Below are 17820 nucleotides of genomic sequence, written 5' to 3' on the forward strand. Positions count from 1 at the left end.
CATTTTGACCGAACGTAGAAATCAACTAGATTTACGTTCCCCAAGGCTTGGAGGGCTAAAGACGATGGACGTTTTAAGAAGATCACAGACCACGATGCATCCCGGCGGACTAACCGTGGAAAACTTAGCTGGGGAGCACGTTCCGTTTAACTCGCGGAAGATCCACGCGGCGTTAACGGCGCTCACCAACGACCCCACAGTCGTCCACCGGGTTGAAAGCCTGATTGTTGCCCAATTGGCAGGCTTTGACGTCGTTGCGACCGGCACGATTGAATCAACCGTGGTGGAAACGCTGGAACAGCTTGGCTACCAAAATATGGCGCAGAACTATCGGAAGCAGCAACACGCTTAGTGGTATTCTAATATTTTAACTGAGAGATTAAAAGGGTATCGTCGCAAGCAAACAGCTGGCATGATACTCTTTTTTATTACTCAGCATATTTCAATATCCAATCAAAGATTACTTATACTCTAACATTGTGCGTACCACCTAAAATTGCATCCAAGTCGGTGCCGGCGGAGAAAACCATAGCGTTGCTAAACTAAACGCAAAAAAAGACCACCACCACAATCTGCAGCAATGATCTCTCATAATTAATTCTTCCCAAAAAAGCGTGTTTTAACAAAACTCACAACCAATATGGCAAGCGCTAACACTAATGTCGCTTTAAAATCCGTCACAAACTTAAATATCAAAAACAAAAGCAAGCCAACCACTATGCACAAACACAGAATCTCAACAAATTTTTCCATACATCTTATTCTATACTAAGCTATCCATGGTCACAACAACTACCGTCAAACTGCCCAAATTAGAACTCAAGAAACTCGGTAAAAAAAGATAAGCAGGAACGCCAATAACGTGGACCGCTGAAAACTAAAGGATCATTCCTACAAGTCCCACTTAGATGCCTAAACAGCGCCATTCCCTATTCATTCTCATTGTTTAATTCATCAATCGTCTCTAAACAAAAAAAACCGATCAGCACTCCCCCGAGAACTGATCGATCTAGTCTATGAACTTAGTTGTGATTCCAAATGGTGTAATTCCGCCGTCCGCACGTCGCGAGGCAAGAACCGCCGAATTTCTTCTTCGTTGTAGCCCACTTCAAGACGCTTGTCATCAAAAATGATGGGGCGCTTGATTAAATCAGGGTACTTTACAACCAAATCAACCAACTGGCTAACCGAGAGCGTATCTAGGTCAACGTGTAGTTGCTTGAAAACATTCGACCGGGTCGAAATGATGTCTTCACTGCCGTTTTCGGTTAAGCGAAGAATCTGCTTAATTTCGGCTGCGTTCAATGGCTTGGACTTGATGTTCCGTTCTCTGAACGCAATATCATGTCCCTTCAGCCATGCACGGGCCTTCCGACTGGATGCGCTACTTGGCGCAATGTATAAATTGATCATATCTCAGCACTTCCTTATCGTTGGATTGAGTAACGATAGAAAAAAACAATTGACTTCGCTTGGTCACTACTAAATATTTCACTGAATTATCTAGTAGAACCAACTTATATGTTACCACAATTGAATGAATAATCAACCTTTTTTGGAAACTTTCTAAATTACAACCAACATTTTTTAGTGGGTTGGTTGTTGTCCCCAACCATTACCTTTGACCCAATCGAATTTGTGATATTAATTAAAAATTGTGGGATTATCGCCGTTAGTTTCGTCACAAGGTTGTTAAAGTTAGTAAATTATCTCCTGATAAGTCATTTTGATTATCCATTAAATACGCCACGTGTGTCTTTTTCATCGAGATGTATTAATATCCATAATAACAGAATTTATATTCACTTTTAATCGAGATTTTAATCAAAATTCAACACTCCAAACTAACCAATGTGGCTAAACCGGCGTTTCTGCTATGTAAAGATATTCGTTTCCCCCTTTGTTCGCTATTAGTTGTAAAATAAGGGCACTAAATCATTTCCACTGGGAGGAAATTTCTTTGAACGTCTTCTATGCCGTCCTACTGCTAGTGCTCGCGACCATCGTCGCCAACACGCTCTACCCGTATTTTCCCTTGGTTCCACAAGCTTTTTATCAAATTTTTGCTGGTGCCCTCCTATCCCTGGTGCCCCTCTATCACCACTTCATCCTTGAACCTGAAGTGTTTATGTTACTGATTATTGCGCCCCTTATGTTTTATGACGGGAGTAACGCCGACGGTAAGGAACTCCGCAAAAATATCGGATCGATCCTTTCCATGGCGGTCATTCTGGCCATTCTCACGGTCATCTTAATGGGCTACCTGAGTCACGCCATGATTGCCAGCATCCCCTTAGCACTGGCCTTTGCCCTCGCCGCCATCGTCACACCAACCGATGCCGTGGCCGTTTCGTCGATCACCACCAACATCGCGGTCCCCGAACGGGTCATGGGTATGCTGGAACGCGAGTCGCTTTTCAACGACGCTTCCGGTTTGGTGGCCTTCAGTCTCGCCTTGACCGCATTCACAACCGGTAAATTCTCTGTCGGCGGCGGTATCAAACACTTTCTGTTCGTCTTTCTCGGCGGCCTTCTGATTGGCCTGATTCTCGGGGTCATCGCCGTTTGGGCCCGCGTTTATCTGGTTCAAAGTGGGAAAGATTCTGCCAGTGTCATCGTGCCCTACGACGTCCTCGTCCCCTTTCTCATCTACTTGGCTGCCGAACACCTCGGCCTCTCCGGAATTCTAGCCGTCGTTGCTGCTGGATTGATCTACAGTGCCTCTAACAACCAACTGCGCCTCTCCAGTACGCAGTTGCAGCTCGTCTCCCGGTCGACCTGGAGCATCATTACCAGCGTCCTCAACGGCTTTGTTTTCGTCCTATTAGGGGTCTCGCTACCAACCGTCTGGGTAAATATTCAGCAGGACGATACCAAGTCGCTGCCGATCTACTTTTTGTTGGCCGTCACCCTTTACCTGGTCATGCTCGCACTCCGGTACCTCTGGATTCGCTTCGACTGGGCGTTGGTGCACTCCGATAAGTCCGATCGCCGAAAAAATGCGTTGGTCGGGGCCCTCTCCGGCGTTCACGGAACCATCACGCTAGCCATGGCCTTCTCGCTCCCCCTGACATTTAACGGCGCTGCTTTTCCCTTCCGCAATACCATGATTTTTATCGCCGCAGTCGTGATTATCCTGAGTCTGCTGGTTCCCACCATTGTATTGCCATTCGTTTTGCCAAATAAGGAACTGCCCGTGGATCCCGCAGCGGCCCTCAAGGAACGTAAGGCGCTGGTGGCCTATGCGACCGACCGTTTGGCCCAGGAGAGTACGGCCGAACCTGCCGCCACCCAATCCGTGATTGAAATTCTCAATAGCCAAGCCACGGACCAACGACCGGACAAGAAGAAACTCCAAACCATTTTAAATCAAGCCACGCAGGTCGAAGTCAAAACGGTGCAGGCCTTTGCTGATGACGGGACGGTTCCCCAAAGTTTCGCCTCTAGGTATGTCCGCATGCTGGTCCTCAAATCACAAATGAGTAGTAACAATCCATTCGTCAACCTCACCTTGTGGATTCGCTTCGTTTGGCACCGCGTTGCCCACGCTGTCACGCACAGAATGATCCATGGATTGATGCGCAATCGTCGGCGTGACAAGCGTATCGCTCAGCAACGACAACAGTTTCAACAGCGCCCGCACATGCCGGGACAACAAGCGGCGCAGGAACGCCGTATCGCCCGACAAAAGGAACGCGGTCAACGTCGCCCACCACGTAATCAACGTATCAACCAACAACGACGCGAAAATTTCTACAAGATCGAAGCCGGCGTCTACACCAACGTGATTGATTTTCTTACGAGCATTGCCAGCGTCGACAATCAAACCGAGGTCAATACCGTGCGGAACTATTACAACGCCCGTCATCGGCGCATCGACACCAATCAAGATGACAGCCAACAAAACGAATTATTTATTCAAGCCTTCCAGTTTGAGTACACCTACGTCCGCGAACAACGCAACGCCCGTAAGCTTTCACCAGAGCTTGCAGACGAACTCTACCAACAAATTTCAACCGACCAAATGCTTTACATGCAAGAAATTGCGGCGACTGATTGATTTCTCCACGAAGCGTCACATTTTCTTCACAATTAACTGTTATAGTTGTCGCATAACTTACGAATTAACTACGAATAAGTTACAATTTTACTCCTCCAAAAGTAAAAATAACGGGCGGCTCTGCTACGGCGGTCGACCCCACTACTCCAAACGTAGTATAGTATGAAAAACGGCGACGCAGACAATTCCGGTCTGGTCGTCGTTTTTTGTCGGTCAAGCGAAATGAACCGCGAAATTACCCGATTTCAGTTCGCTAAGTTAGAAAACATCTCATAATTGAATGATTTTTGCCACCAGAAATTTACACTCATCGCAAACTAGCTTATAATTTCTTTAACACGTTAAAGATTTGGCGTCTTTTCGCGAATTGGAGGGTGACAGTTATGAAGCTGACAATTTTATCGACGAGCGATACCCACGGGTACGTCTTCCCCACGAACTATGTGAAAAAAGGAAGTCACCAGGGATTTGGCCTGGCGCGCGCTGCCACGGTGATTGCCCGCGAACAAGCCACTGCTCAGGGTCCCGTGGTGACCATCGAGAATGGTGATTTTTTAGAGGGCTCTCCACTGGCCTACTATGTGGCCCGGGTCAAGCCCGACCGCAATCCACAACCGCTCATGAACATTTACAATCAAATTAATTACGACTGCGGTATTCTAGGTAACCATGAGTTCAACTATGGGCAGGAATACTTGCAGGACGCCATTCGTGACGCCAAACGGTCAATCCTGTGCGCAAACATTTTGGACGCTAACGGCAACCCCGAATACGGGCAACCTTATAAGGTCATCGAAAAGAACGGGATTAAAATTGGTGTTCTGGGCTTGACCACCCAAGCCGTCTACAAATGGGAAAAGGCCACCAACATTAGTGGTCTGCAATTCGAATCGGCCTTCATCGCCGCCAAAAAATACGTTCCCATCATCAAAGAACTCGCTGACGTGGTCGTTGTCTGCTATCACGGCGGCTTTGAGCGCGATTTGGTCACGGGTCAACCTAACGACATTCATGTAGGCGAAAACGAAGCCTACCACATCCTAGAGGCCATTCCCGGCATCGATGCTCTGGTCACTGGTCACCAACACCGCCAACTGGCCACCAATGTCTTTGACATTCCAACCACCCAACCCGGTTTCCGGGGTCAAGCCGTCGGTAAAATTACGCTGGACCTCGACCGCGACGCCGATGGCACGGTTCACGTCACCCATCACCATGCCGAATTGGTCAGCGCCGCAGATGCCCCGCTAGATCAAAAAGTCTTGACGGCGGCAACCGACCTCAACAACGAAGTCGGTCATTGGCTCGACCAACCGCTGGGCCACATCAAGGGTGACATGACCTTCACCGATCCCTTTGCCGCTCGGATTCACGAGACGCCATACATCGAATTTATTCAAAAGGTCCAAATGGCGACCATGGGGGCCGATATTTCCGCGACCGCGCTGTTTAACGACGAGGCTCGTGGGTTTGAAAACCCCATCACCATGCGCAATATCATGACCAATTACGTCTATCCCAACGGCCTGTCGCTGCTGAATATCACGGGAGCTGACCTGAAAGCGGCGCTGGAGGTCAGTGCGCGCTACTTCACCGTAAAAGATGGTGAAATTGCTGTGAATCCGGCCTTCGTTCATCCGAAACGCCGGCAGTACAACTACGATATGTACGAAGGTATCGACTACCGGCTAAACGTGGCAAAGCCCATGGGTCACCGGGTCGAAAGCCTAATGTACCACGGTGAACCCGTTACGCCGGAGCAAACGTTACGAATTGCATTGAACCAGTACCGCGCGGTCGGTGGCGGGCACTATGCCATGTACGGTGCGGATAAGATCATCGCCGAAAGTCAGGGCGCGATGAGTGAGATCATCGCGGACTACCTGCAAGAACACCCGACGATAGATGCGACCACAAATGATAACTTTAGTGTGGTCAATGAGCCACAAGATTAAGCTGAAACAATTGAAAAACGGTTATCCTTTCTACCCTGCTATTGTTAGCGAGATTGAAAGGATAACCGTTTTTATTTTGTCGTTCAAAGGGGTTCGGCGCTAAGTCATGAAGATACTGAACGCATTAGTTGCATGATTTGTTTTGTTGCGATTTTAAATATTGACCCAATAAGATTCGGAGAACCAAAGTAGAATGGTACGATGTTGCAAATGAATCACCTTTGGTTTCAAAGATGATGTGCCCTGTTTCACTATCATAAGACTTCGCTAATCTAGTCATACAAACCTTCAAGATATGAGAATTCAGTTCCGAGTCTAAATCACATAAAACATAACCGACTAATACTTCTAATAACACATCGATATCATTATCCATTAACGAGGTCGATAAGCACAAATCAAGAAGATGTTCTAGCTGAACAGTATCAACAGACGACTTCAGCAAATTCTTCTTCCAACCAAAACTAGATCCCCAAAAAATAGTATGCGTAATTTCATAAATAAAATCGCGGTTTCCAAGGACTGCATTTTCACTTGGCACACTCGCCAAATAATTCATTAATCCACGTCGTATCAGAACCTGGATGTACTGACTATGGTCCGTTTGATTTTTCAAATCATAAATAGCTAGTAATTCAATTTGCTCGTAATCTGTCTCGGTTTGAGAAATAACATACTCATGAAGCTCTTTATTTGATAGACTCTTATCAATGCCTCTAGTGAATAATGACTCATAAAGTAAGTCAGCATAGCTTCCAATTGATGCACGATTCAAACAAAACACCTGCATAATATAATATTCCAAAGTTGATTTTTTATTTAAAAGAAACAAGCGTCGATGGTTGTTAATCCAATCGTCAACGCTTGCTTCTAAAAGACCAAATGGAATTCGAGACCTCTCTAATTCCATGCGCTTTCTAGTGCTCCTTTAACTGCAATTTGATTAATCACAATTGCAGGCTCACCATTCTTAAAGTAAGTAAAAACGTGTCCTTCACCATCCCTGTACGTATTGAACGGTAAAGTAATTCCTTTACCATTTCTTTGCAGCTTTAAACTAAATTTCATCATCTTAGTCATAATTTAATTCCTCCCTTATCTAAGATTAACTATGAGTATAATCAGAATTCAGGTAGTGTCAATAACATTGTGTAATCAATTTATCGATTGTTTTTCGCATTTGAAATGACTCACTTTTTTGCTTAGAACTATGACGAATTATATAATCGATTTTTGGAAGAAATATAGTTGACCTCATAAATGAGCTCTGGGACACAACAAATTGAATCAGCATGATATCAAGAGAAGTCAGTACATCATCATTGTACAATTGTAAAATTAAGAGACCATCTAAAATTGAATCTATATTTTTAAGAGATGCCAACTGATTCGTTAGCAAACTTTCCTTTTGAGGAGAAAACTCCAAAATTTCTTGTGCTAATGGTCTTAATATTCTTTCTCGTTGTGGTGAAGCAAACAGATCAATAATCCTTGATGATGTATCTCCAACCGTTGTATTCACAACCTGACTTTGAAGATAACGAATATAGCTTAGCATCTGGCACCCCTCTTTAGTTTATAACAACTGCTCCTCAACATACTGTTTGTAGAGCGCATGCGTCTGAATAAGTTCTTGGTGTGTGCCGGTTCCCGTAACATGTCCTTTTTCGATAAAGAAAATTCTATCCGCATTCTTAACCGTTGCCAGTCGGTGTGCCACAACAATGACGGTCTTATCTTGGCGTAAACGATCAATCGACGTTTCAATCGTACTTTCAGAAGCACTGTCCAGATTAGCCGTGGCTTCATCAAAAATAATAATGGATGCTGGCCGCAAAAAGGCTCTGGCAATCATTAACCTTTGAATCTGACCACCCGAAAGATTTTGCCCTTGCTCTGAAAGGGGTGTATCTAGGCCTTGCGGTAACTGCTTAACAAAATCCGATGCGGACGCGGCGTCTAGGGCCTGCATCAGTTGCGCGTCCGTTGGCTGGCTGAGAAGACCAAACGTTAAATTGTCACGCACCGTCCCAAATAAAATCGAAGTCTCCTGAGAAACGTAAGAAATATTCCGCCGCCAGTCTTTCAGAGAAAGCGTCTTAATGTCCTCTTGACCATAACGAATTGTGCCAGAATCTGTCATATAGAAACGCTCAACCAGTCCTAAAATTGTCGATTTACCGCCGCCACTAGGTCCAACTAACGCAGTAATCTTTCCTGGATCAAAGCTCAGTGATAAATCATTGATTATTTTTTTATCGCTACCGGCATAAGCAAAGTTAACCCCGGTAAAGGTAACCTTGGCATTCGTTCCCTTTGCTAATCGTGTTTGACTCGGATTATCCTTTTCAACAGGTTCATCAAATAGGTCAATTAAGGTCTGCGCCGCGCCATCAGCGGATTTAAACTCCGCAAAAGTGTGACTCATACTAGAAATTGGCGTCATAATTTGGAAAACGTAGAGTAAAAATGACGTCAACGACCCTACTGAAATAATATTCTTAGCAACCAGTGAACCGCCAGAGACGAACACAATGAAAAAGGTTCCCATTAACAACGTATACTCAATTGGATCAATGATTGCACTCAACTTGGTGATGCCCAGATTAGCCCGATATAATGTCTTAATTCGACTAACTAAGCCATCAGAAACATGGTCCTCGGCATTAGACGTCTTAATCAAGTGAATTTCGGATACGCCTTGTTGCAGGTCAGCACTATATTTGCCTAATTCGTTTTGCGTCGCGTGTTGTAAAACTGATTCTTTCTGGGCGATCGGTATTAGTGAAATGGCCATAATCGTAATGGTCAAGCCAATAATGAGCGTCAATATCTTGCTCAGCATAAACAAGATTACGACAGAGCCAATCGTCATAATCGTCCCTGAAACAAAGAAACTAATATTATTACTGATCAAATCATTGATTTTCTGCGTATCACTGCTAATGTGACTGGCAATTTCTCCTGAGCGTGTTTTATCAAAAAACGGAATTGGAAGATGAATCACGTGAGCCGAAACTTCAGCTCTCAAATCACGAACAATTTGTTGCCCGGCAACGCCCAACAAGAAGTTACTTCCAACACTAAATAGCGTTGAGCCAACCAGCAAACCAACAATCAACACCAGCCGACTCGCCGACAAGCCAGTTTTGAAATTGTCGACAAATGTTCGAACTTCCAAGGGCAACACTAGCGAAAATGAAACGCCAAACAAAGTCAACCCAATTCCTGAGACAAATAACAACCACGGAAATTTTATCTTTGAGAATAAGCGAACAACATTACTCTTACTCGAAGACCTCATGCAACTCACACTCCTTCAATTTAGATTAGGGGCAAGTCTACATCTACTGAAAATTTGTGGTTCAAAATGACACTTAGATACTTTATTAACTGTCATAATAAAAAGCGCATGCAGTCCGTTTGGCAAGCTACACTCACTTGCGCAACGACTCCATACGTTAGTTAATCAGCCACTACTCGTTAGCGGCTTTTTTCTTACGCTTCTTTTTCTTCTTTTTCTCATCACCGATGTACTCAACGGCGGCGAGTTGGCGAATCGTGGTGACCTTGATTTTCCCAGGATACGTCAGTTTATCCTCAATTTGCTTAGCGACTTCCTTGGTCAGGTTAGCCGCCGCCTTGTCGTCGAGTTCTTGTGGCTTGACGACGATTCGCAGTTCACGGCCCGCCTGAATAGCATAACTTTCGGCAACACCGGTTTGTTCGTTCGCAATCTGTTCTAACGCCCGTAATCGGTTGATGTAATCCTCAACGGACTCGCTCCGGGCACCCGGACGCGCACCAGAGACGGCATCGGCCGCAGCGACTAGGTCGGACAGTGGTGACGTCTTCTCAACGTCGCCATGGTGGGCCGCAATCGCGTTGATGACGACCTCTTCCTCACCGTACTTTTGGGCAAATTCAGTCCCGATTTCCACGTGGGTCCCTTCGACTTCGTGGTCGATGGCCTTCCCAATATCATGGAGTAAACCGGCCCGCCGTGCTAACCGGGTATTATACCCCAGTCTAGCGGCCATGGCACCAGTTAGCTGAGCCACTTCGATCGAATGCAACAGAACATTTTGACCATAACTGGTTCGGTACTTGAGACGGCCGATCAGTTTCATCAAATCGGGATGCATCCAGCCGACATGTAATAGGCTAACGGTCTGTTCCCCAGTCTCCCAGAGACTGTGATTAACATCCCGCTGTGCATTTTCCACCTGCGTTTCAATCTGGTTAGCCGAAATTCGACGACTGGCAATCAAATTCGTCAGGGCGACCCGGGCCACTTCTCGGCGAATCGGGTCATGTGTACTGATGAATAGGGTCGTGTTGTCGTCCGGAACAAAGATCAAGTCCGTCCCGGTCAACGTTTCCAGCAACCGGATGTGTTGGCCATCGCGACCAATAATTTTACTGCGGATCTCACCGTTCGGCACAACCACTGTATGTTCCATGTGTTCCTTCGGCAAGTCTTGCGGGCCACTCTCCGTCGCCGATAAAACGACATCTTTGGCCCAACGCTCGGCACTGGCAACGGCGTTATCGTTCAGCGCTTTAATTTCCACGTCGCGGTCACGCTTGAGTGCCAATTCGGTATGTTGTAACACCGTATCCTGCGCACCCTTGGTATCCAGTTCCGCCCGATCCGCCAACGTCTTTTCGCGGTCTTCCCGTAACGTTGTCGCCTGATCGTGTGCCAAATGAATGGCTTGGCGTTGGTCGCGGTTGGCCTGACTACGCTCATCTAACATCGCAGTCTGGTCATCCAACCGAACAGTCATCTGCCCCAGCATTTGTTCGCGCTGCTGACGACGTTGTTCACGTACCGCAATGTCGCTCTGTTGCTCGGTCAATTCGTCTTTTACTGATTGCTGATAAGCCAACGTGTCACGGCGACTATCCGCCTGTAGCTTGCTGACCTGTTTCTTAGCCTTCTCGGTTGCCTGAGCAATGATGTCTCGCGCCTGGGCCTGGACCGCCATGAGTTCTTGACGGTGCTGATGTTGCCGCACCAGATAGCCGAGCACTAGCCCAATCACCAAAAGACCGATAATTAGTCCTGTGATTAACAATTTGCTAAGCTCCTTAATTTCACTCCCACAATCATCGTGGGTCCCGTTAATAGGTAATTTCGGGGGAAAGATAACGCAAAATGGCGTTACTGCTGACTTTGAGCCACCCAAATCAAAATAGCGGTCTAGTCTTCACCCGATTCTAGTTAATTATACGCTATTTACGGCCACAACCCAACCAATCATCCGCGCGGCTTTTCCATTGCAACCGGTAAAAATAGCCAGCAGAGGAGAATTAATTTTAAGCCCGTAGCAATCCACAGAACCCCAAGCGCCGTTAACATGGCCAACCAGGCCCCCATGGCACAGCCCAGAATGAAGGTGATCAGGACGAGGGCCCATTTCCCCTGCCGTAACCGAGCAACACGGTCACCATCGATCCAAGCCCGGTAGGTATCGGTCGCCAGATTCTTGGAATTGCCGGTCATGATGCCATTGTTGATGCCAATACCACCGACCTGCCGAAAAATCGTCAGCTCGTATCCGGCCACGACGCCAAGGAAAAAGACCAGCCAGAGGGTCGATAAGGTCGTCTGCAGGCTCGCCAAAACGGCGTAGGCGAGCACGTCCAGGAGTAGCAGCCAGCGCATTTGTCGGCGCTGATTGTCCTGACTAATGTGTTCACTCAGTCCCTGCGCACCAAAACAACCCAGAAAATAACCGATCCAGACGGGCACGTTGACCCAAGCATCACCCCAGCCGTGTTCCATCAATTTGACCACAAAAACGACTAGGTTCCCCGTCTGAGCGCTTACGAAAACCGCACCGTGATTCAGAAATGTATCGGCATCGATCATCCCCATGACCAAGGTCGCTCCCAGCGTCAAAATCGTTTCGGTCATGGGTCGAAATTGTCGTTCAGTCACTGGTCCCATCCCTCCTTTTGGCTACCGCCCGCATCGTAAAAGCTAGACGTCAAGTATCGCCCGCGGCTGCCAGAATTCCGCCTGCCAGGGAGTTGCTCCAGCCCAAAGTTCGGGCCTCCGACTCGACAGTCTACGCGTCTTCAAGGTCGTCCCATGGCCTAAGCTGCCCAAGGACACCAGCTAACGCCATCGATACAACGCTCTGTGCCCGCTGACCTGCGACTAAGATAGCTGAAAAATTAGGTTGCTTAATTCAATCATAAGCTATCAACGACAGTTATCCATTAGTCATATCACAAGAAAATTTTGACGACTAATAGGCGCTGTTATTAAAACTATCCAGTGAATTTAAATATCCGTCATCGTTGCCAGAATCCCACAATCTAAGCCGAGAGGCCGGCAGGAACGCTAGAGTTGTCCGGTGCATAACCTTACTTAATATATTTCGCCAAGTAGGCCTTGACTGTCTTTTCATAGAGCTTAGGATTGTGCGACAAGGCCGCGGCGTGCTTGGCGCCAGGAACGACGAGCAGCTCCTTAGGCCCGGCATCCGCCCGGTAGACCGTATAGACCATCTTAGTCGGCACGAATTTGTCCGCGCCACCGTGAATGAACAGCATTGGCTTGTGGTTCTGCTTGACCGCGGCCGTGGCATTGGCGTCCTTGAAGTAGAAACCGGCCTTGAGTTTAGTCATCAGACTTGTCAGTGGCACTAGTGGCCAGTAAGGCAGGTTGTACATTTGCTTCGCCTGATAGGCAATTTCGGCATCAGCATTGGTGTAACCGCAGTCCTCAATGTAGGCCTTCAGCTGACTTGGCGTTTTCATCCCACTGGTCATCATGGTCGTGGCGCCGCCCATGGACACGCCGAACAAGACGACTTGGGAATCCTGCCCCTGTTTGGCAATGACTTGGTCGACCCATTTCAAATAATCCTTACTTTCATAGTGACCGTAACTGATGACCTTGCCTTGGCTCTGACCCTGACCGCGGGTGTCTGGAATCAACGTGTTGTAGCCGAGATTGTGGAACATGGCGACGTACCCGCCCATGGCTTCCTTGTCAGACCCGAAGCCGTGGACCAAAACGACCGTCTTCTTACTCGACTGCGCCGCCGGAATGTAGTCCGCAACTAATTTTAAATTGGCACCGGCTGCCTTTTCCGTCCAGTGTTGCTTGGCGACATCGCGATACCATTTTTTCTGGGTATACATCGGGTCCGACTTCTTCAACCGGGTGTCCGTAGCAACGAAACTCTTCTTGCCACTCGCCACCGTCATGTTATAAAAGTACAGGCTCGCCCCCACGAGGCCCTCTGCCACCAAAAAGATCACGATACCGAGGCTAATCAGCCACCATTTCAATCGTTTTTTCATCTTACGCTTCCCCCTAATCATCTCTCAACTCTCTCTTATTGGTAAGTATACGGAGTTCTTTAGGCCAGCGCAATCGTTACGAAGTTTGCTATAATGTACCCAATTGCGGTAGCACGGCTTGTAAGTCAAGTCAGCGCTGGATTAACCGCAATCATGGCCAGCTCAAATCGTTAACTAGGAGGCAATTTCTGTGAAATATTCTTTAAATTGGGACCTCGATTCCCTATTCGCGGGGGGCATTACCTCATCGCAACTCAAAACGAAACTCACTCAGATCAAGAGCGCCATCGCAACGCTTGGTGACCTCCTGGATCGCTGGGACGCCGCAAGTGACGCGCCAGACTACCAGCAATTTGTGAAGCTTATTGACCAGTTACAGGCTATCGACGCTGGACTGGCTCAGGCAGGAATCTTTATCATGGCAGTTGGCGATGCTGACATCAAGAATCCCGACGTGGCACCCAAGGAAGCCCAATTACTCGACTTGGAAACACAGGCCGAAAACGTCAGTGGCAAACTGAAAAAGGTGTTGGTTCAGGTGCCAGATGCCAACTTTACGGCGATGCTGACCCGACCAGAACTCCAACCGATCGCGTTTAATTTAAAAGAAATGCGCGACGCCGGCAAGGAACTCCTCGATGACAAGACGGAGGCCCTGATCAACCGCCTCAACATGGATGGCAAGGCGGCCTGGAGCGCGCACTATGATTCGTTGGTCGCAACGGTCAGTGTGCCGTTCAAGGACGCCACGGGCAACTCGGTCACCCTTTCCGCGGGCCAGGCTGATAATAACTTGTTGGGAAATGCCGATCCCCAGTATCGTGCCGAACTCTTACCGGCCTGGGAACAGGCATGGACGGATAAAGAACAACTCTTCGCCGACACATTGAACCATTTGGCTGGCTTCCGGTTGACCGAATACGCGGCTCATGGGACCACTGATTTTCTTCGCAAACCGCTAAAGGACAATCGGTTAAGTGCAAAAACCTTAGCAACGATTTGGCAAGTGGTCGACGACAACAAGCAGTTCTTGCTCGACTACCTGGACCGCAAGGCGGCCTTACTGGGCAAAAGACATGCTGGCTGGCAAGACGTGGAGGCACCACTGAACCTACCAGGAAGTCACTTGCACCACTTTACGTTCGATGAGGCCGCGGAATTTATCATTCAACATTATGGTGAATTCTCCCCGAAGATGGCGGCACTGGCAAAGCACGCCTTCGAACACCGTTGGATCGAAGCCGAGGACCGCGCAGGTAAGGCGCCTGGTGGCTGGATGGAAAGTGCCCCAGAAACTAACGAGTCGCGCATCTTTATGACCTTTACGGGCTCGCCGAACGACGTCTCAACGTTAGCGCATGAACTAGGTCATGCCTTTCACTCTAGTGTTATGAGCGACCTCCCCCTGCTGCGGCAAGGCTACGCCATGAACGTGGCAGAAACGGCATCAACGTTTGGTGAACTCATCGTGGCCGATGCCAATGTGAAGGCGGCCAAGAATGACGCGGAAAAGATTACGTTGTTAAACGCTAAAATGGATAACCCCCTAGCGATGTTCTTAAATATCCGGGCGCGGTTCCTATTTGAAACCCATTTCTACCAGCTGCGGCAACAAAAATTAGTCACGCCGGCCGAACTCAACGAGCTGATGCTCAACGCACAAAAAGAAGCGTTCGGTCACGACCTATCGACCTACTCACCACACCTGTGGGCCAGCAAGCTCCACTTCTACATCGACGAACCCGCCTTCTACAACTTTCCGTACGTCTTCGGCTACCTGTTCAGTCTGGGCATTTACGCCAAGGCCCAACAGGAAGGCAACTTCGAGGACGCCTACATTGCTTTGTTGCGGGATACGGCCAACATGTCAACCGAAGAGCTAGCACAAAAGCACTTGGGCGTTGACCTGACCCAACCGGACTTCTGGCTGGCCGGCGTCAAGCTCATCAAGCGCGATGTGGCCGAGTTCATGCGATTAACTGATCCGTTAGTTAAGAAATAAGGGCGTCGTGACCCCCTAGTATGGACCCCATCGCCTTCCTGACTGGTGAATATAGGCTGGAACAGTGCAGATTCAGCTGCATCGACGGTGGTTAGTCAGCGTACTTTCCCGTCTTACAGTGTGGACGACCTGAGAGACGCGTGAATTTCACGGCTTGCAGGCGAGACGGAAGCGCGTATTTTGGCTGGAGGCGTTTCTCCTAGCAGATGCAGTCCTGGCGCAACATAACCGCCCTTCTTCCAGTTATCTTTCATTTAAAAGTAACGTAGAGTGGTATAATGAAGATAATAATACGGGATGAAAAGGGTGATTGGTATGTTTCCTGAACGACTTCGGGCCTTGCGACGCGGCCAACACATTACACTAGAACAATTGGCAACTGGGTTAAACGAACATTCCGTGGGGCCGGATGACCACCACGCCAACACAGCGTCACAAATCGGCAACTGGGAACGGGGGATTCGAACACCGTCCTTTCTCGAGGTGCGCAAGTTAGCCGAATATTTCGATGTGACCATGGACTACTTGACCGGTAAGGCAGAACGCGACGAGTACGATTTAGGCCGGCTCTTCCTCTCTGGCAAGCAGCTCAGCTTTAACCGTGAATTATTGAGTGGTCGCGATCGCTATGAAATTTACCAGTTGATCGATGGCTACCTGCATGGCAAGGAAAACCGCTACACCAGCGCTGAGCCAAACCAGCAGGAAGAGTTAGATCTCCATTTAGATGATAACCATTAACCGCGAGTCGGCTGGTCAGCGGAAACGCTAATCGGCCGACTTTTATTTTAATTTTGAAAGGATCTTTCCTGTGAATCCAAAAAAGCTGAAACAACTTAGAAAAAAGGTTCGCCACCTGCCCATGAGCCAACGGAAGACGGCCTACATGGACCGGATGGCAGCCTACTATAAACAATTTAATGATTTTCCCGCAGCTAAAATTTTAATCAGTAATGTGCTGTTGGCCGACAAGATGTTGGCGGCCGGCGACTTGCCACAACAATTGCCCCTCTTGCAATTGCCGGACGACATTCAGGACCAAATTTTTCGAAAACTGGAGGGTCAGTACCCGACCGGCGATGCTACCGGTGACCAATTATGGAATGACCTGACCGATACATTGCCCCGGCTGGACCACGACCTGCGCGCCTTCCGTGACTATCTGGAAAATCACTATGGTATGTGGGCCTATACGTCTGCCCCGTTTGTCACTGATTTGGCAAAATTTGTCGGCGACCGCGCTGTGCTGGAAGTGATGGCCGGCAATGGCTACATCTCAAAGGGCCTGCGAGACGCGCACAAGACCGTGTACGCCACAGACAGTCAGACCTGGACGACGGAAAACGAGACTGGCCGGCATGCCCTGACGACGATCGAGCCACTGGGGGCCGTGGAAGCCTTCCAGAAATACCAAGATAAAATTGGCGTCGTGGTCATGTCATGGTCGCCGGATGGCCTGCCGGTGGATTGGGAATTGCTTCAGGCGATTCGCAACTCCCAGGCGAGCGTCGACTTTGTGGTCATTGGCGAAAAGAACGGGGCAACGGATTCGGCTACCTTTTGGTCTCACGCCGAGTTGGTTGAAAATGCGGCAACTCGCCAATTGAACCGCCACTTCACTCCGTTTGATTTGGTCAAGGACCAGGCTTACTTAGTCAAGTAAGATTACAATTTGGTCGGAACGGTTTACCTCAAATTCCCACTTTGATATGCTATTAGAGGCATATTAAGAGATGGGGAGGATTTAACATGATTCTGGGGAACATTCTGTTTTACGGTCTGGGCACTCTGTTAGTCGTGGCGTTAGGCTATGCCGCGTTCGCGAGTTACCAGGCGCATCACGATGAGTAAAGTTAAAACGAGGCTGGAACATAACTCAAAAGTTGCTTCTTTCAGAATTATTATATTCTGAAAGAAGCAACTTTTATTTACGCTACTATGGTGCCGAAACGTGGGACATAAGGCGATGACTAGACAATGTTGTTTAATTCCTAAGGTTGAAAGTTCCCAAACGCACATTATGACTGTTGTCACAACGATACTGGTTCTAAAAATAGGCAACGTTGTCCAACCATCGCCTTACCGGCCAGCAGATATGGGCTGGATCGGTGCGAACACAACTTGAAGCCTCGAAAGGACCGAGTCTCCAAGCTTGGTTTTCTACTAAGCCAGTGGGAAAAACCACCCACTGACTAAGTAGAACGACGCGCCTGAGCCCATATCTGCCGACCTCTCGGCTGACGTAGTTAGTTTGAGGCAACACGGATCATACCGTTTGAAGCGCTATTGAATTATGCTTATAGCGACCACTTGGGATTCAGTGATTGGAATTGACATGTACCAATCAGAGCCGGAGGCGGCCAGGGATGCAGCTAGCCGTGTCGACGATGTTAGTCGGCGTCTTGAAGTGCCGTAAAATTATTAGACAGAAAGACTAATAATTTTGAGGTGGTTTTATGAAGAAATATACGTTTGAGTTC

General features: G+C 48.1%; 14 protein-coding genes. 6 read left to right on the forward strand and 8 right to left on the reverse strand.

The genetic code is table 11. From position 1 onward, the window contains the following. Positions 1-64: 64 nt before the first annotated feature. Positions 65-352 (forward strand): hypothetical protein, encoded by a 288-nt coding sequence (locus tag EKM89_RS00740; RefSeq protein WP_125685240.1) that lies wholly within the window; start codon positions 65-67, stop codon positions 350-352. Positions 353-1014: 662 nt separating this feature from the next. Here EKM89_RS00740 and spx read toward each other — a convergent pair. After that, a complete protein-coding gene (gene spx / locus EKM89_RS00745) occupies positions 1015-1413 on the reverse strand; it encodes a transcriptional regulator Spx (RefSeq protein WP_048734088.1) in 399 nt (132 codons plus the stop codon). A gap of 547 nt (positions 1414-1960) precedes the next feature. On the opposite strand from spx, the gene EKM89_RS00750 reads away from it, so the two are divergent. Then, a complete protein-coding gene (locus tag EKM89_RS00750; RefSeq protein ID WP_125685241.1) occupies positions 1961-4060 on the forward strand; it encodes a Na+/H+ antiporter in 2100 nt (699 codons plus the stop codon). A 383-nt stretch (positions 4061-4443) separates the two neighbouring features. Beyond that, the gene (locus EKM89_RS00755) at positions 4444-6015 is read left to right on the forward strand and encodes a bifunctional metallophosphatase/5'-nucleotidase (protein WP_125685242.1); all 1572 of its coding nucleotides are present in this window, start codon (positions 4444-4446) and stop codon (positions 6013-6015) included. A 124-nt stretch (positions 6016-6139) separates the two neighbouring features. Here EKM89_RS00755 and EKM89_RS00760 read toward each other — a convergent pair whose 3' ends face one another. The 7 genes from EKM89_RS00760 to EKM89_RS00790 form a co-directional block, all read right to left on the reverse strand. Continuing rightward, positions 6140-6925, reverse strand: a complete 786-nt coding sequence (locus tag EKM89_RS00760; protein WP_125685243.1) for a DUF6895 family protein — start codon at positions 6923-6925, stop codon at positions 6140-6142. Continuing rightward, on the reverse strand, positions 6916-7095 hold the full coding sequence (locus tag EKM89_RS00765) for a hypothetical protein (protein ID WP_125685244.1): 180 nt from the start codon (positions 7093-7095) through the stop codon (positions 6916-6918). Before EKM89_RS00765 ends, EKM89_RS00760 begins: the two co-directional genes overlap by 10 nt. A gap of 58 nt (positions 7096-7153) precedes the next feature. Next, positions 7154-7573, reverse strand: coding sequence for a hypothetical protein (locus EKM89_RS00770; RefSeq protein ID WP_125685245.1), 420 nt, complete (start codon positions 7571-7573; stop codon positions 7154-7156). An 18-nt stretch (positions 7574-7591) separates the two neighbouring features. After that, the gene (locus EKM89_RS00775) at positions 7592-9319 is read right to left on the reverse strand and encodes an ABC transporter ATP-binding protein (protein WP_125685246.1); all 1728 of its coding nucleotides are present in this window, start codon (positions 9317-9319) and stop codon (positions 7592-7594) included. 172 nt (positions 9320-9491) lie between these two features. Further along, positions 9492-11096, reverse strand: coding sequence for a ribonuclease Y (gene rny / locus EKM89_RS00780; RefSeq protein ID WP_125685247.1), 1605 nt, complete (start codon positions 11094-11096; stop codon positions 9492-9494). A gap of 182 nt (positions 11097-11278) precedes the next feature. Continuing rightward, on the reverse strand, positions 11279-11962 hold the full coding sequence (locus EKM89_RS00785) for a YoaK family protein (protein ID WP_382333228.1): 684 nt from the start codon (positions 11960-11962) through the stop codon (positions 11279-11281). Positions 11963-12393: 431 nt separating this feature from the next. Then, entirely contained in the window at positions 12394-13338 is a 945-nt protein-coding gene (locus EKM89_RS00790; protein WP_125685249.1) for an alpha/beta hydrolase, read from the reverse strand. A 190-nt stretch (positions 13339-13528) separates the two neighbouring features. Between EKM89_RS00790 and EKM89_RS00795 the strand changes: the two genes are divergently transcribed. The 3 genes from EKM89_RS00795 to EKM89_RS00805 all read left to right on the forward strand — a co-directional run bounded on the left by EKM89_RS00795 (position 13529) and on the right by EKM89_RS00805 (position 17003). Continuing rightward, a complete protein-coding gene (locus EKM89_RS00795; RefSeq protein WP_125685250.1) occupies positions 13529-15340 on the forward strand; it encodes a M3 family oligoendopeptidase in 1812 nt (603 codons plus the stop codon). A gap of 315 nt (positions 15341-15655) precedes the next feature. Continuing rightward, entirely contained in the window at positions 15656-16081 is a 426-nt protein-coding gene (locus EKM89_RS00800) for a helix-turn-helix domain-containing protein (protein ID WP_125685261.1), read from the forward strand. A 70-nt stretch (positions 16082-16151) separates the two neighbouring features. Then, positions 16152-17003 (forward strand): SAM-dependent methyltransferase, encoded by an 852-nt coding sequence (locus EKM89_RS00805; protein WP_125685251.1) that lies wholly within the window; start codon positions 16152-16154, stop codon positions 17001-17003. Positions 17004-17820: the final 817 nt, after the last annotated feature.

The sequence above is a fragment of the Levilactobacillus fujinensis genome, from assembly GCF_003946335.1.
In the GTDB taxonomy this organism is placed as follows: domain Bacteria; phylum Bacillota; class Bacilli; order Lactobacillales; family Lactobacillaceae; genus Levilactobacillus; species Levilactobacillus fujinensis.